We start from the raw sequence: 22,246 nt of genomic DNA on the forward strand, positions 1-22,246 counted from the left end.
CCAGCCGCACATCATGCGCGGACGGGCGCTTCGCCGGGCCGCGCGGTCGCGCACCGGTTCTCGCGCGCGGCCTGCCGCGTTCTCGTTTGGCCGACCCTGCCTGCCGGTTCGCTTGCCAGCCCCATTTCCGCTCCGTAAACTCGCGCCAGATTCCAGACCGGCGCATCCTTCGCAGCCGGCGACCGACGACCGACAGGAGCGCTTTTCCCATGTCCGATTCCTACTTCCCGCGCTGGCGGGTCCAACCGACCGGCGCGGCCTCGCGCGTGGTCGGCCCCGACGAGCGCCTCGCGTGGCCGCAAATGGTCGCGATGGGCGTGCAGCACGTCGTCGCGATGTTCGGTTCGACCGTGCTCGCGCCGCTGCTGATGGGCTTCGACCCGAACCTGTGCATCTTCATGTCGGGCATCGGCACGCTGCTGTTCTTCGTGCTGGTCGGCGGGCGCGTGCCGAGCTATCTCGGCTCGAGCTTCGCGTTCATCGGCCTCGTGATCGCGGTGACGGGCTACGGCGGCAGCGGCCCGAACCCGAACATTCCGGTCGCGCTCGGCGGGATCGTCGCGTGCGGCGTCGTGTACGTCGCGCTCGGCGCGCTGGTGCAGGCGGTCGGCACGCGCTGGATCGAGACGCTGATGCCGCCCGTCGTGACCGGCGCGGTGGTCGCGGTGATCGGGCTGAATCTTGCGCCGATCGCGGTCAAGGGCGTGTCGGGCTCGACCTTCGAATCGGTGATGGCGCTCGTCACGGTGCTGTGCGTCGGCGGCGTCGCGGTGTTCGCGCGCGGGATGATGCAGCGCCTCTTGATCCTCGTCGGGCTCGTGATCGCATACGTAATCTATGCGATCGCGACCAACGGGATGGGCCTCGGCAAGCCGATCGATTTCGCGATCGTCGCGCATGCCGCTTGGTTCGGTGTGCCGAGCTTCCGCGCGCCGGTGTTCGATCCGCACGCGATGCTGATGCTCGCGCCGATCGCGGTGATCCTGGTCGCGGAGAACCTCGGCCACATCAAGGCCGTCAGCGCGATGACGGGGACCAACCTCGACCGCTACGTCGGCCGCGCGTTCATCGGCGACGGGCTCGCGACGATCGTGTCGGGCAGCGTCGGCGGCACGGGCGTGACCACCTACGCGGAGAACATCGGCGTGATGGCCGTCACGCGGATCTATTCGACGCTGGTATTCGCGATCGCCGCGCTGATCGCGATCGGGCTCGGTTTCTCGCCGAAGTTCGGCGCGGTGATCCAGACGATCCCGGGGCCGGTGCTCGGCGGCGTGTCGATCGTCGTGTTCGGGCTGATTGCGGTGACGGGCGCGCGAATCTGGGTCGTCAACAAGGTCGACTTCTCCGACAACCGCAATCTGATCGTCGCGGCTGTCACGCTGGTGCTCGGCGCCGGCGACTTCTCGCTGAAGATCGGCGGCTTCGGGCTCGGCGGGATCGGCACGGCGACGTTCGGCGCGATCATCCTGTATGCGATCCTGCGCAAGGAGAAGGAGCCGGGGCCGGTGGTGTGATGCGGGAGCGGGCGGTGCGATGCCGCCTGCGGGCGCACGTGTGAACGGTAAACCCGTGGGGAGTGCGGGCGTTCGCCGGGACACCCATAGCCCGGTATCTCGAAATAGATGCCCCTGATTCGCTGCAAACGGACGCAGCGGCTCTTGAGGGCGCCATTGGGTTGGAATCGATTTGGCCTCGCGACGTTTCGTATGCTGTCAGGTCGGCTGAAAATACTTCAGCGGCTCTCGTGAGCCCCGTGTGCAACTTCACAATTAGTAACCGTGCCGGAGGCACGGTCGTCGGGCCTTACCTCAATAAAGGATCCGATGTCGGCTCATATGGCGTTCGCTTGCACTGTACGCGACCGCCGTCCGTTCAATATTCCTGACAGTTTTCCCCGTGCGCCTCCGCGAGGCTTTGTGGTATACGTCTGAGCTTATCGCTGCACTCGGGCACGAGCAGGTTCGACCCCATGTGCAGGCGTATTCCAGGGTGCACGGGCGGCCCAGCGGCATTTCGCGCTCGGATCGAGGGACAAGAACAATGCAGAACACGGCACAAGCCCTGAGAGACCTTGCGCTGGGCCCGCAACACAACCGGCAAGTGCAAATCAGCTTTCCGGACGATAACGCGCCTTACAGAATCCTGCTGCCGAACGCATTCGAGGCGGTTGAATCGCTATCGAAGGATTTCGCGTACAAGATCGAAATCCTGTCGGACAACGATCGCCTCGCGCCGAAGGATTTCATCGGCAAGCGCGTTACGATCAGCTTGGCGCGCGGCGACGGCAGCAGCCGATACTTCAACGGCCATATCTTCGCATTCCGGCACGTTCGCACGGACGGCGGCTGGGTGTTCTATGAGGCGCATGTGGGGCCGTGGCTGCGCTACCTGAAGTACAGCCAGCACAATCGCCTGTTCCTCGACCAGAACCTGCACGACCAGACGGCGACGGTCTTCCAGGACTACGGCGTGTTGCCCGAATGGACATGGCAGGTCGGCGAAGACGATCCGCGCATGACGATGGCCTGCCAGTTCGACGAAGACGACCACAATTACCTTCATCGACGCTGGGAGCACGCGGGCTATCTGTACTGGTACGAGCACACGGCCACGTCGCACAAGCTGACCGTCTCTGATCCGACGCGTCCCGCGCCCGCGATCGACGGCAAGGTTCACGAAATCCGCTTCCACAATGGCATGGGCGCAGAGGAATCGGACAGCATTCTGAGTTGGTCCCCGTTCCAGCAGACCACGTCGACGCACGCGGAACTGTCCCGTTTTGACTTCAAGACCCCAACGCCGACCCACGTTCAAACAAGCCTGTCGAACCCGGAAGCCGCACTGCCGCAACTCGAATGGAACGAGTACGCCGGCGCGTACGGCTATCGGAACATGGAACACGGCTATCAGGTCGTCAACCGCCGGATGGAGGAAATCGAAGCGACGATCAAGCACTTCGACGCGAAGGGCAACAATCGCTTCGTACAGCCGGGGCGCTGGTTCCGACTGACGGATCGTTACGGCTCGGCGATGAGCCGCGATCAGAGCGACGATGAATACCTGATCGTCGCAGTTCGGCACGTGGCGACCAACAACTATTTGCAGGACACGGGCGTGCTGGCGGAATACCGCAACGAGTTCACGTGTGTCCCCAAGGCGACGCCGTGGCGGCCCGGCCGCGGCTTCAACAGCGTCGACACGAAAATCCTCGCACCGCAGACAGCGACCGTCGTCGGCCAGTCGGGCACGAGCATTCACACCGACGAACACGGCCGCGTGCTGGTTCAATTCCACTGGGATCGCGACGGCAAGTATTCGACGTGGGTGCGGGTCGCGAGTGGCTGGGCGGGTGGTGGCCAAGGGATGGCGGCGCTGCCCCGCATTGGTTCCGAAGTGATCGTGCAGTGGCTCGACGGCAATCCGGACCATCCCATCATTACGGGCCGCGTGATGAACGCGCGCAACGTCCCGTCGTGGAAACTGCCGGACGAGAATGCGCTGATGGGCATTCGCAGCCGGGAACTGAACGGTGCGGACGGCAACGCGTCGTCCGGCCGCAGCAATCACCTGATTTTCGACGATACGGCGAACGCCATTCAAGCGCAGCTCCGGTCCGACCATGCGGCGAGCCAGCTCTCGCTCGGCAAGATCACCCGGGTCGAGGATTGGCAGGGGCGCAAGGACGCTCGGGGCGAGGGCTTCGAGCTGCGTACCGATGAGGTCGGCGCGATCCGCAGCGGCAAGGGCATGGTGATCAGCACGGAGGTGCGTCCAGCCGCGCAAGGGCATCTCTCGGACGTGAGCGAGCCGACATCGCGGTTGACCAAAGCGCAAACGTTACACGGACAACTTGGCAAGCTCGCGCAGCATTATCAGGCGCAGGACAACGGAGCGGACCAGACGCCGATCGCCGACGCGCTGAAATCGCAGGTGGAGGGTATCCAGGGCGCGGGCGCGACGGGCAGCAGTGACAAGGGCGATTTCCCGGAACTCAACGAAGCGCACCTACTGCTGGCTGGCGCGGCGGGCATCGCCGTCACGACGCCCGCAACGGCGCACGTCACGGGCGGCCAGCACGTGGCGGTCACGGCCGGCGAAAGCATGTCGGTCGCGACAGGCAAATCGTTCTTCGCCAGCGTATCCGACAAGTTTTCGTTGTTCGTCCACAAGATGGGCATGAAGCTGATTGCGGCGAGCGGCAAGGTACAGGTGCATGCAGAAAACGACGAGTTGGAGCTGCTGGCGAAGAAGGTATTGTCGATCATCAGCACGACGGACTGGATCAACATCACTGCCAAGCAGGGAATTCGCTTGACGGCCGGCAACAGCCAGTTAGAGGTCAGCGCGAAAGGCATCGTCGGCTATACACCCGGCGAAAACACGATTCATGCGGGCAGCCACGATACGGTTGGCCCGCAGAGCATGCCGGCGCAGTTCCCTGGTTCGGACTTGTGCTCGCAATTGGCCGACGGTGCCGCACAAACAGGCCAAGCGTCGATCGCGCTCGCCTGATGGATGACCGAATGAAAACGCCCACGCCTCCGATGCAGGCTGTACCCGATCGTCAGGAACTGATGACGACCGGGTTCCTGTTGGTGGAACCTGCGACCCTCGCGCACGTGCCTGATCTAGCTGCGCTCGACATGCATGCCTGCACGCCGCGCGTGCTGGCACATCGCGAAGAACTGATGCCACGGTTGATCGACCTCGCCGCGCTCGATTTGGAAGGGCAACGGATTGCGACCGAACGGTGGCAAGAAGAACCGGAGGTGGAACGACCGCCCGCAATTTGCGCGTGGATCGACAGCGCCGTGGATGCCGATGCCCTCGCGGAACACATTGCGCGGTATCTGGTCGGTCCCGGAGAGGGCGGGCAGCCAGTGTTCTGGCGGTACTACGATCCGCGTGTATTGAGCCTCACGCTGGCGGTGCTCGATCCGACCCAGCGACTGGCCCTCTTGGGACCCGTCCACGAATGGTGCTTCGCTTGGGGTGGCCATCGCTGGCGCAGCGCTGGCCTAGGTGCCGAAATTGTACAGCCCGACGATCAACCGTCAGGCTGGCCACGCCCTGATCAATGGCCACGCATCAACCGCAGCGATATCGCCGACCAGATTCGCCGCCGGCTGCCGGTACTGTCTGTCGATCAGGCAGCGCAGCTGCCGGCTGCGCTCGATGGGGTCTTGTGTTCGGCGGGCGGACAGGACGCGATGACCACCGATGCGCTCGTCGAGGATGCGGTTCAACGTATGCGGCACGCTTTCGCGACCGAATAAAGGCTCTCACTTCATACCATGAAATCCCGAGGATCAACCCATGCCGACCACTAAAGGCTGTCCGCTTTGCGATCGCCAGTCGCTGCTGATCTATCCTGTTCGATACGCGATCGCGTGCCCGCGCGGCGCGTCCAAAACGCCGGCCCTGTCCGGCAATTTTCGGATCGACGGGCGCGCCCCTCAGGCCGTTGCCACCGCCAAGTACACGCTGCGCGCATTGCGCCCTGGCTATCTGTACACGTACGACGAGAAGCGGAAGAAGCTGGCCGCCTATATGGTTCTCGACGACGGGATCATGTGGAATTTCCCCCCAGACGTGGCACCGCCGCCGGGCGACGCAGAGAACGCGCTTACGCAAGGCTGCGCGATGAACGGAGACTTGGCTTTCGAATCGTTTGGCCGTTGTGTGAGTGTTGAACACACGCCCGGCAGTGACGAAGCGACCAACTTCTGGATTGGCTGGTCGAATGTGCGGTGGACCAAGGACCTCGTACACAACAAAATCAATGATGCTGCTTGGCGCAAGCAGCATATGCAGTGCATCAACGTTCCCGCGATGCTGGCCGGGGGCGCGACCGATACGGGCGAATTTCAAGCCACCCAGAGCAAGATCGCGCATTTCGCTATGGATGCTCAGGCGATGAAGGCTGCGTTTGGCTTTAGCAACCGCGCGCCCAAGGACGAGATTCGCCTACGTCAGCGCAACGTCGCCAAACGAATCGGTGACGCGATGGCTGAATCTCCGAACAAGAAGGGCTTTGTGGTCGCGGTCAACGACCCTGTCGGCCTCACTAACGATCTCGCGGCACTGACGGTTCCCAACCTGAACAACGGTTTCGACGAACAGGTGTATTGGAAGTGGACTTCGGCGCAACTGCTAGAACGTGCTGAAGCGGGAATCCGAGCGAATGCGAAGGCCGTTACCGGACTGACCTATGGAACCTCGAAAACCATCGCGGACGCCAATGCCGTCAATATGAAGGTCGGCGCACCAATCGCTCCGGATGCGATCGGCTTTTTCCATGTGATGCGCTCCTGGATCAGAACGGGAAGTCTTGAGCAGGCGATGAAGGAAGAGGATCGAAAGACGGAGAACGTTTCCGCAACACAGGAAGATGCAGCGAACGAGGCGTGGGAGGACGCAGCGTTCAAGATCGGTCCCGATGGGAAGCGAACCAGCGTCCTCGATGAAGAGGCGTTGAAACGCTTCCCGCAGGAGTATCAGCAAGCGCTCGACGCCTTCAAGCCGAAGTGGCAGCCGCTAGTGCAAGCGCATGCGGATTGGCTCAAGTCGCAATTGCTCGCCGAATGGATGGCTGGTGTTCACGATTCGCAGGATCTTCGAAGCGGTTACGCGTACAGTGAGTCGTGTGCACAGGCCATTGGTGCCGCTGTCGGCACCGAGGCTTGCAAGAAAGCGCTCGATGACTGGTTGAACGGTCAAGCTTCGAATATCCGCAATCTGTACGCGCGTGCCCTGATGTTCAATCAGGACACGCTGATGAAGGCGGCGGATGCACAGGTGCACGGTTCGGATATCCAGTACGAGAACTTCCTGAATCTCTACAAGGAAGCATTCAAGAAGATCGAAAAACTCGGCAACGCGGCCAATCTGCGCGATCGGCTCATCGTGACGACCGCCAATCAGATCGTCGGCGTACTCACGAAGGCCACACGGGGGACTGCACTCGGCTTCGTGACCATCCGTCTGGCGATTCAGTCCGGTGTTCGACTCAAACCGTCGCAAGTCAGCAAGCTTGCCATTCGCGATTGGGCTTTACAGCAAGCCCGGGAGTTGGGTGTCAAATTGGATGGCAACCGGACCGAACAGCGCGCGTCGGCGACCCAAGTCGGGAAGCAGGTTCTGAGGATGGCACCACCGAGTGATCCGAATATCGTCGCCTACGAGATGGACGTCGATGCGCTGGTCCGGGACGGGAAGCTTGAGGCCAGCGCGATCAAGGCCGTTAAAGTTCCGGGAGTGGACTCAGCAAAGAAGTGGCTCAATTCGTCAACCGAGTTCAATTTGGGCGTCGTGACTGTAATTTTCCAGATGACCACGCTCACGTTTGCTGCCCTAGATTGGAAGGATCGAGATCAGTTCAATCAAACCGAAACGACTCTGAAGGGCATCGGTGCCGTTGTCGCAATCATGGGGAGTCTCGTCGAATACACGTCGGAGACCATAGTAAAAACGCCGGCTCATCCGCTGTCAGCCTACCTCATGAAAGCGTGGGGTGTTTCCACGGGAGGTGCTGAGGTTGGAGTGAAGGTTGGCCGTGTAACCGGCGCGGGCGCTGGTATCTTGTTGGCCGGGTATGACATATTCAAGAACGCGCCGGAGGCATTCGAAAATCACCAAAAGAAACTGGGGTGGCTCTATATCGGAAGTGGAAGTCTTGGCGCGTACGTGGCAGTCGCCGCACTTTTCAGTTGGCCACTTTTCTGGCCGGCTCTAGTTTTGTCGATCTTTATAGCAATTGCGATTGCCGTCTTCAAGGCGTCCGCGCTTGCGGATTGGGTCTCGCGTTGCAAATTCAGCAAGGGGGAGCACTACGACTCGCTTGAGGCGGAACTCAAAGCATTTACCTCGGCAGCGGGAGGCTGACACATGGACGAACGCGTGATGAAAAAGTGCATCGGCAAGCCCGTGCCAAAGTGGGATTTAGCTCATCGCTTGCAGATCAATCGATTTGTCGGTCCGGACGTTCAGGATTTCGGGTCAACGTTCAGCATTAACTCGATCTTTATGGATGTGATCGAACCCTCGTTTCTTGAAAAGCAGTGGTTTGTCACTGGCGTCGTGTTCGCTTGCCTGTGTATAGGAATCGGACCGTATGTCTATTGGCTTACTCATATTCGTTACCCATACGCTACAGATTTGCTGGGCGATATTTTTGCTATGTGCATTTCTCTAGGCTTTGGTTTCATAGTCTGGAAACTTGGGCGCGGCCTGTTCTTTGGTCTCCGCTATCGCCCGATCCGATTCCATCGCGAAGCTCGCAAGCTTTTTGCGATCCGTGCACGGCGCTTTTTCGCGAAGCCCGGCGAGGGTGACATCGTTTGGGAGGTGCCATGGACAGACGATTCGATTTTCTGTCTGCACCGCGAAGACACGTCTTTCGGTACGGTCTTCCACATCCGGCACTATACGGTCGACGACCACGGTAATGTCACGCGTGTGTTCTCGATCGGCCGGGAATGGACCGGCAAGTCGCAGGTCGAAATGGCGCTCGCACAGTGGAACTACTGGTGTGTGTACATGAACGACGGTCCGAATGGGTTACCCAAGCCGATGCTGTTTCACACGCAGAGCGAGACGCCGCGCGAGTCGTTCCTGTTTTCGCTGTATAGCTTCGGGATGCGCGCGCCGGTCTTCATTCGTCTGTTGATGATGCCGCTGATTCTGGTTTTCACCGTCATGCGAATCCTTGCGAATGCAACGTGCCGCGATCCCATCTGGCCCACCGCAATCGAGCAAATCTCCGCGATCGCTCCCGACGATCTTTACGCGGAACCCCGCTCCGGAACGCCTGTCGGATGGGGCGATACTGTGCTGGCTCAACAGCGCGGCGAGTACCCGAATGATCCGAAAGCACGGATCGAAGACTGGGCGGGAGAACCCGATGGCGGGACGTATGCAGCAGCTTGGCTCGAGAATCCTGATGCCAACATGATGCACGCAGCGGCCCGTAGCTAACGGTGATTGATGACGAGGGTTTTCGGCATGACAGAAAGGCGAATCGTAGCGACGCTAGCCACCGCGCTTGCCTTGTTCGTCGGATGCACGCCAAGTGCGTCCGCAAAATACGATGCTGCGGAAAAAGCGGTTCGGGCAGCACTGTCCGATGACGGGGACATCGAGTTTTCCGACTTATACGAAAGCACTCCCGATTTGCATGGAATAAGTCAAACGCCGAACGACAAGCGCACGTTCATTTGTGGATACGCCACCTACAAGAAACAGGATGGCAAACCAAGTCGAGTGCGCTTTATCTATGTGGCCCATTCGGATGATCCGTCTCTCGCCGACTATGGTCCGCTCAACCTGGAGAAGCCCGAGTCGAATTACGGGATTCGTGATGAAAGCAGTGGAGGCAGGTATGCGACCGCGTTCGAATTCTCCGGGTGGAATCGCGTTTGCGCCAATGCACAGCATCCGAAAACCTTTAGCGGAGTCGCTCCGAAGAGCGACGGTTGACCTGGATGCAGTACCGATCGGGTCTCGCTAGTTCAACAGCATGGCAATGCAAACGATGCGGAAAGGATGATGAAGGACGAAAGCGGACGAGGCGTGATCCGCCTGCACGACAAGACGACCCACGGCGGCGAAGTGATCACCGCGAGCGACGATCTGACAGCGCTTGGCGTTCCGGTTGCGCTGAAGGATCACCTGACGTGGTGTCCAAAGTGCGGCGGGCAGTTCAGGATCATTCCGCAAAACAGCACGCGCGACCATCACGGCACGCCGGTCGCCTTTCACGACGATCTGACGGAGTGCGGGGCGCGACTGATTTCGTCGCTGGAATAGAGGTATCACGCATGAGCGGTTCGGCAGGTCGCATGGACAAAGTAACTTTGCCGGGTGCGTCGTCACGCAACCCCGTCTTGATATCCGAGGCCCAGCGCCAAGCACTGCGTGCCGACATCCGTCAGCGCCTTGTGACCGCGCTGATGCGTTCGGGCGGTGCCGTCACCGATCCAAAGCTCGCTCGCTTGCCCGGACCGGTTCGCTATCGGGTCACGGGGGCACTTACAGCGTGGGACGCGCTGCGGGCCGCAACAGACCGAGTGGCGTCGCCGACGCTTACCGAGATGCTGCGCTCGCACGGCATCCTGCGTCTGACGCGCTATTTCGACCGCTTCACGCGGGACTTCTTGCCGCACGGCGCTGACGGCCGCCCGCCCGACGTACTCGCCGGCGTCGCTCAATACAGCGCCGTGTGGCTGGCATTCGAGGTACGCAAAGGAGCATTTTACGAGCCGACGCCACCGCTGCACCGCCTGCTCGACGCCGCCTATATCGCGGAGGATGTGCCGATCGGCATGCTCAAGATGCCGACCGATACGCTCTGCATCATTCCCGAACCCACCCACTGGAAACAAGCCGGCGACATCCAGGCGATCGCGATTTTCAAGAATGAGCGGTCGATCAGGTTCGCGACATGGTTAATGGCCGGCGGTCCCGACGACGGTGCGACGATGGATTCGATTACGCTGCCGCCGGAGGACCCCAACAAGACGATCCGTGAATTGGTGGATGAGTTGTTCCAGCGGCCTGCGGCTGACGGAATGCCCGATCCGCCTGATGCTCAGCAGTTCTGGCGCGACGCCATGGACTATGCAATCAAGATGTTGCTGTACCTCAACGCACGCGACGCGCAGGTTTTGCACGATCGCGCTTATTCGAACGCGCTGCGACACTTTCCGGGGCTCGGCAAGCGCAAGCGCATGGAACGGCTTGCGGAAATCGAACAGCTCTACGACCGACACGTCGTCGGCCCCGCGATTCTCGACGCCGCGGCGGCCGGATCAGTCCCATCGGACAGTGCGCAGCGCGAAGTAAGTGGCCACTGGCGGCGACCGCACTTCCGGATGCAGCCATGCGGCCCGCAAGCGGCATTGCGCAAACTTATCTTCGTTGGCCCAACCCTCGCGCGTTCCGACCGACTAGGGCTGTAACTGAATGGATCACCTGCTGTCGCATTACGAATACGAACTCGGGTTGTTCGCGCGGGCATTGGGCGATTTCGCGATCCGCTATCCGAAGATCGCCGCCCGGCTCGGCATCCAAAGCGGCCGGACCGACGATCCGCATGTGACGCGTCTGATCCAGACCTTTTCGTTTCTTGCCGCGCACCTCGATTCGAAGCTGGCCGACGACTATCCCGAATTCACCGAAGCGCTGCTTGAGGTTGTCCATCCGCATTATCTGCGCACGGTGCCATCGTGCGCGATTGCCCGATTCGAACCACGGGCGATCGTCGGTCAACTGACAGAGCCGGTCGTCGTGCCGCGTGGCGTGGAGCTGAATGCACGCACGGCCCCGGTGCGATTCCGGTCGGCCTACGACGTGACGATCTCGCCATTGCAAATCCGGTCCGCTCGGTATGCACCGACGACGCTGGCACCGTCGGCCGTGAGGTTGCCAGCCGACGCAACCGGCGTGTTGTCCATCAGCTTCGCGTCGGCTGCTGGTCCGTTCACGGCGGCCATTCCGGACGGTCCTGTCCGGATCTATCTTTCCGGCGAGCGGCCGTGTGTCTCGTCTCTGCTGGATGCTTTGCTGCTGCGTGCGGCCGCCGCGTATGTTGAGGTCGATCAATGTGGGCGCTGGCGGGCCATATCGAAGGTGCCGTTTGAACCGGTCGGTTTCGCTGATAACGATCGCTTGCTGCCGGACAGCCGAACCGTCAGCCGCACCGCGACCACGTACCGCTACTTGCTGGAATATTTCGCGTTTCCCGAACTGTTCGATTTTGTCGATCTCGACTTCGGGCGCGTGCGGCGTGCAGCAAGCGCCCCTGAAGCACGGGAGCTGACCTTGCACGTCGTACTGCGCGATACGCCTGCCGATTCGATTGCCGCGCTAGCGCTCGCGTCGCTCGATGCAACGGCGTTCAAGCTGTTTTGCACGCCGGTCGTGAATCTCTTTTCTCAATCGGCCCAGCCCATTGTGTTGAAGGGGCTGGACGCCTACCCCGTTGAACCCGTCCGACTGACGAAGCATTCGCCGCTCGGCGTGTATTCGATCGACGCGGTCTATCTGGGCGAGCTGTCCAAGAAGAAGGACAAAGCCGAGGAGGTGTCGCTCGACAGTGATCGGCCTAGAACCCCGGTGCGACCGTACCAGGCGCTGAGTCACGATCCGCGTCCCGATTCGGCGGCGATCTATTGGGTCGCGTTTCGCGATCGCGACGTGGGATCGCCGGGTCGTCAGACCATGATGCTGTCGCTCGTCGGGCTGGACGGACAAGCGGCCCGGCCAAAGCTGCCGCAAATCGATGTGGTGACGACGGTGACAAATCGCGACTTGCCCGCGCGTCTGCCGATCGGCAATTCGGTGGGCGATTTGCTGCTCGAAAGCAAAGCGCTGGATTGTCCGATCCAGTTGATCACTCGACCGACATTGACGGCCGAGCTAGCGCGCGGTAACGGCGCACTGTGGCGTGTGCTGTCTACGTTATCGCCGCATCCGCTGGACCTGACGCGGGACGGGTTATCGGGGCTGAAAGCGTTCCTGCGGCTCCACGCGGTGCGCACGACGCCGCTCGCGCAGCGCTGTATTGACGCGATTACCGACCTGGACTACAAGCCGGCAATGAAATGGATGTCGCTGGATAATCAGTTTCCGTCGTTCGTGCGCGGCATCGAAATCATGTTGTCGCTTGACGAGACCGCGCTGCGCGAAGTTGGTCTAATCGTGTTCACGAAACTGCTCGAACGGTTTTTCGCGCAGTACGGGCCGACGAACAGTTATGTTCAACTGGTGGTCCGTTCGGCGCAGACCGGCCGGGAACTGACGCGAGGCGCGGCCATGCCCGGTACGCAGCCGCTGATCTGAGCGCATCGGCCGGGATTCTCGTCACGGAGGTGATGCGACGATCCGGATCACCCGGACCAAGCGCTCGGCCGTTTGCCGTCTGATCTAGGTCGGCGGCGCAGCGCCGCCGATCACCTCCCGCCGATCGCTTGCGTTACGCACCGGTATTCGACTGCCCCTGCAGCCACGCACAGAATTGCGCGACGAGCGGATCGTCGGCCGGCGCGCCCGGCGCGATCCACCAGTAGCTGCGCGTCGCGATGCGCGGCCCGTCGAGCGGCATCACCAGGCGCCCGCTCGCGAGCTCGTCGTCGATCAGCGGCAACGGCCCGAGCGCGACGCCCAGCCCGTCGACGGCCGCCTGCAGCGCCAGGTAGAAATGGTCGAACGACTGCCGCTTGCGCCCCTTCATCGCGACGCCCGCCGCCGCGAACCAGTCGCGCCAGCCTTCCGGTCGCGTATCCGAATGCAGCAGCACGTGCCGCGCGAGATCGTCCGCGCGCGTGATCGGCGCGCGCTTGAGCAACGCCGGGCTGCAGACCGGAATCACGCTTTCGTCGAGGAAGTGGCCGCTCGTGCAGTTCGGCCAGGGGCCGGGGCCGCGGCGGATCGCGACGTCGAAGCCGTTCAGCGTGTCGAGCGGCGCGTTCGACGTCGACAGCTTCAGCTCGACGTTCGGCACGTCGCGCTGAAACCGCGACAGGCGCGGCAGCAGCCATTTCATCGCGAAGGTCGGCAACGCGTTGATGCGCAGCACGCGCGCCGCGCCGGTATTGCGCAACTGCTCGGTGGCGAGCGCGATGCTGTCGAACGCCGCGCGCACGGTGTCCAGGTAGCGGCGGCCTTCGTCGGTGAGCTTCACGCGCTTGCCGTAGCGGTGGAACACCGGCTTGCCGAGCCACGCCTCGAACCCGGCGATCTGCCGGCTGATGGCACCGTGAGTCACATGCAGCTCGTCGCCGGCGGCGCTGAAGCTTTCATGTCGTGCCGCGGCTTCAAAGGCCCGAAGCGCGGAAAAGGGCGGGAGATCGCGTGCCATGCTTGTGATTCTAGATCACAAGGGCGCGCCGATAAAATCGTTTTACCGGCATCCTGAACGGCGGTACCCTCGATTCACCGTTTGATGAGGATCCCCATGCAATCCGCTTTTCCGCCTGCCTCGCCGCCGCCTGCCGCGTCCCCTCGCAGCGTCGGCCTCGCCGAGCTGTTCACCGGCTTCCTGTCGCTCGGCCTGATGTCGTTCGGCGGCGCGTTGCCGTTCGCGCGGCGCACGATCGTCGACGAGCGCAAGTGGCTCTCGGCCGACGAATTCACCGATCTGCTCGGCCTGTGCCAGTTCCTGCCGGGTGGCAACGTGATCAACCTGTCGGTCGCCGTCGGCATGCGCTTTCGCGGCGTCGCCGGCGCGTTCGCCGGGATTCTCGGGCTGATCGCGGGCCCGACGCTCGTCGTCGTCGCGCTTGGCGTGCTGTACGCGAAGACGCAGAACGATCCGCGCGTGCAGCACCTGTTCGCGGGGCTCGCCGCCGCGGCGGCCGGGCTGCTCGTCGCAATGGCCGTGAAGGTCGCGAAGCCGCTGCTTCGGGCGCCGCGCACGGCGGCGGCGATTGCGGCGCTCGCATTCGTCGCGATCGCGGTGCTGCGGCTTCCGCTCTTGCCCACGATGCTGGTGCTGACGCCCGTCAGCATCTGGCTCGCGTCGCGCCGCCGCGAGGCCGGCGCGTCGCGGCCGGCGCCGGCTGCCGCGCGCGGCACGCACGATTCGCACGACTCACCCCACGCGCAACAGGAGCGTCGGCCATGAGCGACACGCTGATCGCCATCGCGACGATCTTCAGCCAGTTGTCGCTGCTCGCGTTCGGCGGCGGCAACACGATCCTGCCGGAGATGCAGCGGCAGGTCGTGGACGTGCACCACTGGATGAGCGCGCACGAGTTCACCGCGCTGTTCGCGCTGGCCCAGGCGGCGCCGGGACCGAACATGATGATCGTGTCGCTGGTCGGCTGGCACGTGGCCGGCTGGGCCGGGCTGCTCGTCGCGTCGGTCGCGAAGTTCGGGCCGTCGTCGATCGTCACGGTGCTCGCGCTGCATGCGTGGGAGCGCTTTCGCGACCGGCCGTGGCGTCGCTACGTGCAGCAGGGGATGATGCCGGTGACGGCCGGGCTCGTCGCGGCCAGCGCGGTGCTGATTTCCGAGGCGTCGAACCGCACCGCGATCCAGTGGGGCATCACGGCCGCATGCGCGGTGCTGGCATGGCGCACGCGCATCCATCCGCTGTGGCTGCTCGCGGGCGGCGCGCTGATCGGGCTCACGGGCATCGGGCAGTGAGCGGCGGCCGGTAGCCGGCGCAGTGGCCGGTATACTCGGCCGGTCTTTCGGCCCGGCCACTCGCAACGGCGTGCGAGCGGCCATGTTGCCCGCAGGCAACGGCGCTTGCGGAGCCAGCCACTACATTTATGGTGCGGCAGGCGAGCGGGCGCCGTGGCCGCGCGCAAGTCGCGGTGTCCGGCGCTCGCCGCAACCGCGGAATTTCGCACCGCCCGCCGCGCGCGGCCGGGCGGCGCGCACCACGGAGGATCGATGGATCTCGACGGCGCCAGCCGCAATCTCACTGTCGCCGCATTGCTGACGCTGTCCGGCGGCTACCTCGACGCGTACACGTACGTCGGCCACGGCCACGTGTTCGCGAACACGATGACCGGCAACGTCGCGCTGCTCGGCATCAACCTGTCGGCCGGCGAATGGGCCGCCGCGCTGCATCACGTGCCGCCGCTCGGCGGCTTCGTGCTCGCGGTGTTCGTCGCGCACCTGCTCGGCCTGGCCGCGCAGCGCGGCTGGATGCGGCATACGGCGTTCGTGAGCCTGATCGTCGAAATCGCGTTTCTCGGCGTGGCCGCGAGCGGCCTCGTCGGCGCGTCGAGCGCATGGCTGATTCCTGGCATCTCGTTCGTCGCGACGCTGCAGACGCTGTCGTTCACCCATCTCGAGGAACTGTCGTACACGTCGGTGATGACGACCGGCAACCTGCGGCGCGCCGCGCAGAAGCTGTTCGTCGGGCTGATTCCGCGCTACGACGCGGGCGCGCTGCACGATTCGGCGCTGCTCGCGACGATCAGCTTCTGTTTCCTGGGCGGCGCGGTGGTCGGCGGCCTCGTGACGCGGCTCGTGCCGGACATCGCGCTGTGGGGCGCCGTGCTGCTGCTCGTCGGCGCATTCGCGGAAATCGTGCGACGTGCGTGGCGTCGCGCGGGGAACGGCGGTGCGGATGGCGACGGCGGCAACGGCGACGCGGGCGGCAGCAGCGACGGCGCGACGCAAACGGCCTGACGGCAGGCGGGCAAGCTTCAACCCGCAACCCGCCGCAACGAGCGCACCGGCAATTGCGCCGCGATCCGCGTGACCACGCCGCACCATTGCCAAACCTCGCCGCGCCGCGTGCCCGCCGGTACCGCCGCGCACCGTGCCACCGCCGCGCGACACGGCCCCGGCGCGGGAACCGTTGTTCCCGGACGACAATCGCGCAATTGCCGGGTATTTCAATTTCTTTCAGCGTTCGCACTCGTCTTATGATTCAGCCCACATCGCGCGCGCCATGAGCGTGTGCGATCGCCACCCGGCTGCGCACGCGGCCGGTCATGAATGGAGACACCTAAAAAAGGAACGCTCATGAAGCAGACCACCCGACTCGCAGTCATCGCAGGGGGCGCGGCGCTGGCCTTCGCCAGCCAGTACGCAGCAGCACAAAGCTCGGTCACGCTGTGGGGCGTCGCCGATGCCAGCATCCGTTACCTGACCAACGCCAACGCGAAGAACGACGGTCTGCTGTCGATGACCAACGGCGCGATCACGAACAGCCGCTTCGGCATCTACGGCACGGAAGACCTCGGCGGCGGCCTGAAAGCGGTGTTCAACCTCGAGAGCGGCGTGAACCTGCAGAACGGCGCATTCGCCGACAGCGGCCGCCTGTTCAACCGCGCGGCGTACGTCGGCCTGCAGAGCCCGTACGGCACCGTGACCCTCGGCCGCCAGAAGACGCCGCTGTTCGACCTGCTGGCGGATACCTACGATCCTCTGACCGTCGGCAACTACCTCGAAAACGCATGGCTGCCGGTCGCACTCGGCGGCGGCCTGTATGCGGACAACCAGATCAAGTACACAGGCAAGTTCGAGGGCCTGACGGCGAAGGCGATGTACTCGACCGGCACCAACTACGAATCGACCGGCGCCGGCGGCTTCTCGGGCCAGATTCCGGGCTCGCTCGGCAAGGGCAACGCGTGGGGCGTGTCGCTGTCGTACGTGATGGGCCCGCTCAGCATCGCGGCCGGCGCGCAGCAGAACAGCGACAACTCGGCGCGCAAGCAGACGATCTATCACGCGAACGTCGTGTACGCGTTCAGCAAGGCGAAGATCTACGCGGGCTACCTGCGCTCGAAGGACGACACGGGCTTCGTCGACAGCCTGCTCGCGCAGCAGACGATTCCGGTCGCGAAGGGCACGGGCCGCATCGACGACGGTCCGTTCGCGGGCGTCAGCTGGCAGGTCAGCGCGCCGCTGACGCTGACGGGCGCGTTCTACTACGACCACATGCGCAATGCGATGACGACGAACGGCACGCTCGCGAGCGGCAATCGCTACGCGATCGTCGGCATCGCCGAGTACGCGCTGAGCAAGCGCACCGAAATCTACGGCACCGTCGACTTCAACAAGACGAACGGCGCGGCGAACGTCGAACTGCCTGGCCGCAGCAACCAGACGGGCATCGCGATCGGCCTGCGCAATATCTTCTGACGAACGTCGGAACATGCATGTGCCGGCGTCGTCCGGCGCACATCGAAGAGGCTCCGCGGAGCCTCTTTTTTTTCGTCACGCGCGCTTCATACGCGCACCCGACTATTCGGCAGGCGCTCCATTGCGGAAGTCCCGCGCCGTAAGCGATCCGTCGGCAATCCACAACATACTTTTACAGTCCGCGCGCGGGCTTTCCGCTACGCTGCGTGCATCGCGCGTTGCACGCCGCCCGGCATGCGCGCCCGTCGTTTCGCTGACGCGCCGCGAGCGCGGCCAGCCGGTGCGTAACTTGTGTATCCGGCGATGACAAACGCGGTCCGCCGGTTTTCTTTCGTGGGACGATGCGCTCACGATTTTCTTGAAAGGGGATGACGATGGGTATCCTGAACGTCGTGGGCGAGATCGCCGGCGCAGTCGCCGCCGTCGAAGGCGTGGAAAAGGTGGATCCGGATGCGGGCCTGCTGACCAAGGCGGCCGCGGCCGTCGCCGGTTTCAAGGGCGCGGAGGCGATCGAAGGCCTGCTCGAGAAGAAGGACGAGCAGCCGCAGCAGGCGGACGATACGCAGGCGACGGACGGCAGCGACACGTCGCAGGCATGAGCATGGCGGCCGGTCCGGCCGCGGGCGCGCCCTTCGCGCGCCCGGGCCGACCGGTGCCGCGCAATCGGCAGGTCGGGCATGCGGTCGATCGGTGACGCATGGCACAACCGCCAGCCGGTTTGACCGGCGAGAGGCCTCGTCTCTCGCCGTTTTTTGTTGGGCGCGCGGCACGCACCATGCGCCGCACGAATCCCCGAATCTTGCTATCGTCACCCCATCCGAACTGCGATGAGGGAATGCGATGGATTTCGACTATGACCTGTTCGTCATTGGCGCCGGCTCGGGCGGCGTGAGGCTCGCGCGCATGTCCGCGTCATACGGCGCACGCGTCGGCATAGCGGAAGAAGAGCAGATCGGCGGCACCTGCGTGCTGCGCGGCTGCATCCCGAAGAAACTGCTGGTCTACGCATCGCACTACCCGCACGAAGTCGACGACGCGAAGGGCTTCGGCTGGACCTTCGGCGCCGGCACGCTCGACTGGCCCGCGCTGATCGCCGCGAAGGATCGCGAGATCAACCGGCTGAGCGACATCTACATCAGCCTGCTGCGGCAATCGGGCGTCGACATGCACGCCGGCCGCGCGACGCTCGTCGATGCGCATACCGTCGCGATCGGCGAGCGCACGATCCGCGCGCGCCACATCGCGATCGCGACCGGCTCGCGGCCGTCGCTGCCGCCGCGGCCCGGCATCGAACATGCAATCACGTCGCGCGAGGCGCTGTCGCTCGCGACGCTGCCCAAGCGCATCGCGGTGGTCGGCGGCGGCTATATCGCGGTCGAATTCGCGGGCATCTTCAATGGCTTCGGCAGCCACGTCGACGTGTTCTATCGCGGCGAAAAGATCCTGCGCGGCTTCGACGACGACGTGCGTCAGTTCCTGACCGACGAGATGACGAAGCAGGGCGTCACGATTCATCCGCGCGCGGTGATCGAATCGATCGAGCGCGCGAGCGACGGCACGTTGTTCGTGCATGTCGGCGACGCGCGGCACGGGCCGTACGATCAGGTGCTGTATGCGACCGGCCGCGTGCCGAACGTCGACGGGATCGGGCTCGAGCAGGCGGGCATCCTGCTCGATGCGCGCGGTGCGATTGCCGTCGATGCGTATTCGGCGACGTCGGTGCCGTCGATCCACGCGATCGGCGACGTCACGTCGCGGCCGCAGCTCACGCCGGTCGCGACGCGCGACGCCGGCTTGCTCGCGCGCACGCTGTTCGGCGGGTCGCGCGTGGCGGTCGATCACGCGTACGTGCCGTCGGCCGTGTTCAGTCAGCCGGAGGTCGCGACGGTCGGCCTGACCGAGGCCGATGCGCGTCGCACGCTTGGCGACGTCGACATCTACCGCACGTCGTTCAAGGCGCTGCGCCACACGCTGTCGGGCCGCGACGAGCGCACGCTGATGAAGCTCGTCGTCGCGCGCGACAGCCAGCGCGTGATTGGCGCGCACATGGTCGGCCGCGATGCGGGCGAGATCATCCAGGGCATCGCGATCGCGATTCGCGCGGGTGCGACGAAGGCGCAGTTCGACGACACGATCGGCATTCATCCGACGGCGGCCGAGGAGTTCGTGACGATGCGGCAGAAGGTGGCCGATTAGCGGAAACGGACACCGCACGCGCGTTTGCACCGATGCCCGCGCGTGCGGCTGGCCTGCCGGGGTGCGTATCGGCCGATCGGTCGTCCGTTCACGGCAATGCCGAAGGCCCGTGCGCGCCGGAGTCAAGCGCGTGTCTCATATCAGTCGGAAATGCGTCGATTCTTCTCGAGAATCCCCGACTCGACAAGCGGACTTGGTATGATCGCGAAAAATCACATACGGGGCCGATCATGCGCGATCAACAGCGCAGCAATCAGAATGACGGGGTAACCGGCGCACGCGAACCTGTCGCGTATCGCATTGCCCATCCGCTTCGTGCCGCCACCCATCCGTTGCGGGCACTTCTCCTCCCTATACCGCTATCGCCGGCCCGGCGATGAATGCGTGCGCGCGCATCGCCTCGATGCGCGCGTGTTCGCTCGCGCCGCAGCCGTTTCAACCGCCGGATCGTTCGCGAGCCGGCGCGCCCGTCCGGGCATTCTTTCCACGCAAGGAGACCAGTAGTGAACATTCAGACACGACGCACCGTCCTCGTGGCGGCAGCGGTCGTCGCGGCGCTGTCCGGCTGCGCGACCGAATCGTCGCGCACGCTCGACGTGCCGGCCGTCAGCAGCGCGCAGAAGCCCTACGCGGGCAAGCCCGTCGCGATCGCCGTCGGCAAGTTCGACAACCGTTCGAGCTACATGCGCGGCATCTTCTCCGACGGCATCGACCGCCTCGGCGGACAGGCGAAGACGATCCTCATCACGCGCCTGCAGCAGAGCCGCCGCTTCAACGTGCTCGATCGCGAGAACCTCGACGAGATCAAGCAGGAAGCGGGCTTCATGAAGAAAGCGCAGGCCGTGAAGGGCGCGAACTACGTGGTGACGGGCGACGTGACCGAGTTCGGCCGCAAGGACGTCGGCGATCATCAACTGTTCGGCATTCTCGGCCGCGGCAAGACGCAGGTCGCGTACGCGAAGGTCAACCTGAACATCGTCGACACGACCACGTCGGAAGTCGTCGCATCGAGCCAGGGCGCGGGCGAGTTCAGCCTGTCGAACCGCGAGGTGATCGGCTTCGGCGGCACGGCCGGCTACGATTCGACGCTCAACGGCAAGGTGCTGGACCTCGCGATCCAGGAAGCCGTGAACCATCTGGCGGAGCAGGTCGACGCCGGCGCATTGAAGGTCGCGCAGTAAGCGGCGCGCGATACGCCGCAGCGGGCGCCGGGGCCGGCGCCGCGCTCGACCGATTCACCACGACATCAAAAGAGAACAGACCATGAAACGGGGTAACTGGCTGCCGGCGACGGCCGCCGTCTTGCTGCTCGCCGGCTGCGCGAGCTCCACGCCGCCGCTCTATCAGTGGACCGGCTATCAGCCGCAGGTGTACGAATACTTCAAGGGGCAGAAGTCGCCGCAGGAGCAGATCGACGCGCTCGAAAAAGCGCTGCAGGACATTCGCGGCAAGGGGCATACGCCGCCGCCGGGCTTCCATGCGCATCTCGGCATGCTGTACGCGAGCATCGGCAGCGAGCAGCAGGCCGAACAGGAACTGCAGGCCGAGAAACAGCTGTTTCCGGAATCCACGACCTACATGGATTTCCTGCTGAAGAAGAAAACCGGTGCGCCGAAGGCCGCTGACCCGAAGGCAGCGGGTCAGAAGGCGGCCGATCAGACGGTTGCCGGCCAGAAGAACGCCGATCCGACCACCGCCAAACAGTGAGCGACGCACCAGCCATGTTCAAGACCTTCTCATTCAAGCTGCTGTCCGTGCTGTCGATCGTCGCGTTGCTGAGCGCGTGCGCGCAGCCGGTGAAACGGCCCGATTACGCGGCGTTCAAGAAGAGCCAGCCGCGCTCGATCCTCGTGCTGCCGCCCGTCAATGCAACCTCCGACGTCGGCGCGACCTACGGGATGCTGTCGCAGATGACGCTGCCGCTCGCCGAGTCGGGCTATTACGTCGTGCCGGTCGCCGTGATGGACGAGACCTTCAAGCAGAACGGCCTGACCAATGCGGCCGAGATCCAGGAGACGTCGCCCGCGAAGCTGCGCGAGATCTTCGGCGCGGACGCCGCGCTGTATTCGAAGGTGTCGCAGTACGGCACCGTCTACCGGATTCTCGCGAGCGCGACGGTCGTATCGGCATCGGCGAAGCTCGTCGATCTGCGCACCGGCGACGTGCTGTGGCAGGGCCGTGCGAGCGCGAGCAGCGACGAAGGCGGCAACAACGGCGGCGGCGGCTTGATCGGCATGCTCGTGGTGGCCGCGGTCAAGCAGATCGCGAATACGTTGATGGACCAGAGTCACGACGTCGCCGCGTTCACCAGCAGCCGCTTGCTGTCGGCCGGGCCGCCTGCCGGCTTGCTGTACGGTCCGCATTCGCCGAAGTACGGCACGGACTGACCGGCGCATACGGCGCGCGGGCATCGGCAGGTGTCCGTTGCGCCGCCGTGTAG

General features: G+C 64.0%; 19 protein-coding genes. 18 read left to right on the plus strand and 1 reads right to left on the minus strand.

From position 1 onward, the window contains the following. The first annotated feature begins 209 nt into the window (after positions 1–209). The 9 genes from A9Z05_RS28375 (at position 210) to tssF (ending at position 12,843) form a co-directional block, all read left to right on the plus strand. A complete protein-coding gene (locus A9Z05_RS28375; protein ID WP_069621012.1) occupies positions 210–1,517 on the plus strand; it encodes a solute carrier family 23 protein in 1,308 nt (435 codons plus the stop codon). 526 nt (positions 1,518–2,043) lie between these two features. Then, on the plus strand, positions 2,044–4,515 hold the full coding sequence (locus A9Z05_RS28380) for a type VI secretion system Vgr family protein (RefSeq protein ID WP_069621013.1): 2,472 nt from the start codon (positions 2,044–2,046) through the stop codon (positions 4,513–4,515). A gap of 11 nt (positions 4,516–4,526) precedes the next feature. Next, the gene (locus tag A9Z05_RS28385; RefSeq protein ID WP_256122118.1) at positions 4,527–5,279 is read left to right on the plus strand and encodes a DUF4123 domain-containing protein; all 753 of its coding nucleotides are present in this window, start codon (positions 4,527–4,529) and stop codon (positions 5,277–5,279) included. Positions 5,280–5,319: 40 nt separating this feature from the next. Continuing rightward, entirely contained in the window at positions 5,320–7,887 is a 2,568-nt protein-coding gene (locus A9Z05_RS28390; RefSeq protein WP_069621014.1) for a T6SS effector BTH_I2691 family protein, read from the plus strand. Positions 7,888–7,890: 3 nt separating this feature from the next. Then, a complete protein-coding gene (locus A9Z05_RS28395; protein ID WP_069621015.1) occupies positions 7,891–8,979 on the plus strand; it encodes a DUF6708 domain-containing protein in 1,089 nt (362 codons plus the stop codon). A 9-nt stretch (positions 8,980–8,988) separates the two neighbouring features. After that, positions 8,989–9,480 (plus strand): hypothetical protein, encoded by a 492-nt coding sequence (locus tag A9Z05_RS36555; protein ID WP_141723501.1) that lies wholly within the window; start codon positions 8,989–8,991, stop codon positions 9,478–9,480. Between the two features lie 69 nt (positions 9,481–9,549). Next, a complete protein-coding gene (locus tag A9Z05_RS28400; RefSeq protein WP_069621036.1) occupies positions 9,550–9,810 on the plus strand; it encodes a PAAR domain-containing protein in 261 nt (86 codons plus the stop codon). An 11-nt stretch (positions 9,811–9,821) separates the two neighbouring features. Beyond that, positions 9,822–10,961: a hypothetical protein gene (locus tag A9Z05_RS28405; protein WP_069621016.1), complete on the plus strand. Its 1,140-nt coding sequence runs from the start codon at positions 9,822–9,824 to the stop codon at positions 10,959–10,961. Between the two features lie 4 nt (positions 10,962–10,965). Beyond that, entirely contained in the window at positions 10,966–12,843 is a 1,878-nt protein-coding gene (tssF, locus tag A9Z05_RS28410) for a type VI secretion system baseplate subunit TssF (RefSeq protein ID WP_069621017.1), read from the plus strand. 133 nt (positions 12,844–12,976) lie between these two features. On the opposite strand, the gene A9Z05_RS28415 is transcribed toward tssF, so the two are convergent. Continuing rightward, a complete protein-coding gene (locus A9Z05_RS28415) occupies positions 12,977–13,861 on the minus strand; it encodes a transcriptional regulator GcvA (protein WP_069621018.1) in 885 nt (294 codons plus the stop codon). A gap of 96 nt (positions 13,862–13,957) precedes the next feature. Here A9Z05_RS28415 and A9Z05_RS28420 point away from each other — a divergent pair, with 96 nt between their 5' ends. From A9Z05_RS28420 to A9Z05_RS28460, 9 genes are all read left to right on the plus strand, one after another. After that, positions 13,958–14,626, plus strand: coding sequence for a chromate transporter (locus tag A9Z05_RS28420; protein WP_069621019.1), 669 nt, complete (start codon positions 13,958–13,960; stop codon positions 14,624–14,626). Beyond that, positions 14,623–15,150: a chromate transporter gene (locus A9Z05_RS28425; protein WP_050014278.1), complete on the plus strand. Its 528-nt coding sequence runs from the start codon at positions 14,623–14,625 to the stop codon at positions 15,148–15,150. The genes A9Z05_RS28420 and A9Z05_RS28425 overlap by 4 nt, the downstream gene beginning before the upstream one ends. Positions 15,151–15,402: 252 nt before the next feature. Then, positions 15,403–16,149, plus strand: a complete 747-nt coding sequence (locus tag A9Z05_RS28430) for a YoaK family protein (RefSeq protein ID WP_069621020.1) — start codon at positions 15,403–15,405, stop codon at positions 16,147–16,149. A 339-nt stretch (positions 16,150–16,488) separates the two neighbouring features. Further along, positions 16,489–17,610, plus strand: coding sequence for a porin (locus A9Z05_RS28435; protein ID WP_069621021.1), 1,122 nt, complete (start codon positions 16,489–16,491; stop codon positions 17,608–17,610). A gap of 374 nt (positions 17,611–17,984) precedes the next feature. Next, complete coding sequence (locus A9Z05_RS28440) at positions 17,985–18,209, plus strand: hypothetical protein (RefSeq protein WP_050014343.1); 225 nt, start codon at positions 17,985–17,987, stop codon at positions 18,207–18,209. Positions 18,210–18,450: 241 nt separating this feature from the next. Further along, complete coding sequence (gene gor / locus A9Z05_RS28445) at positions 18,451–19,806, plus strand: glutathione-disulfide reductase (protein ID WP_069621022.1); 1,356 nt, start codon at positions 18,451–18,453, stop codon at positions 19,804–19,806. Between the two features lie 509 nt (positions 19,807–20,315). Beyond that, a complete protein-coding gene (locus A9Z05_RS28450; RefSeq protein ID WP_218077826.1) occupies positions 20,316–20,987 on the plus strand; it encodes a CsgG/HfaB family protein in 672 nt (223 codons plus the stop codon). Between the two features lie 82 nt (positions 20,988–21,069). Further along, positions 21,070–21,513 (plus strand): DUF4810 domain-containing protein, encoded by a 444-nt coding sequence (locus tag A9Z05_RS28455; RefSeq protein ID WP_069621024.1) that lies wholly within the window; start codon positions 21,070–21,072, stop codon positions 21,511–21,513. A 14-nt stretch (positions 21,514–21,527) separates the two neighbouring features. After that, positions 21,528–22,193: a DUF799 domain-containing protein gene (locus A9Z05_RS28460; RefSeq protein WP_069621025.1), complete on the plus strand. Its 666-nt coding sequence runs from the start codon at positions 21,528–21,530 to the stop codon at positions 22,191–22,193. Positions 22,194–22,246 lie beyond the last annotated feature (53 nt).

It is taken from the genome of Burkholderia sp. A2, assembly GCF_001729305.1.
Classification (GTDB): Bacteria; Pseudomonadota; Gammaproteobacteria; order Burkholderiales; family Burkholderiaceae; genus Burkholderia; species Burkholderia sola.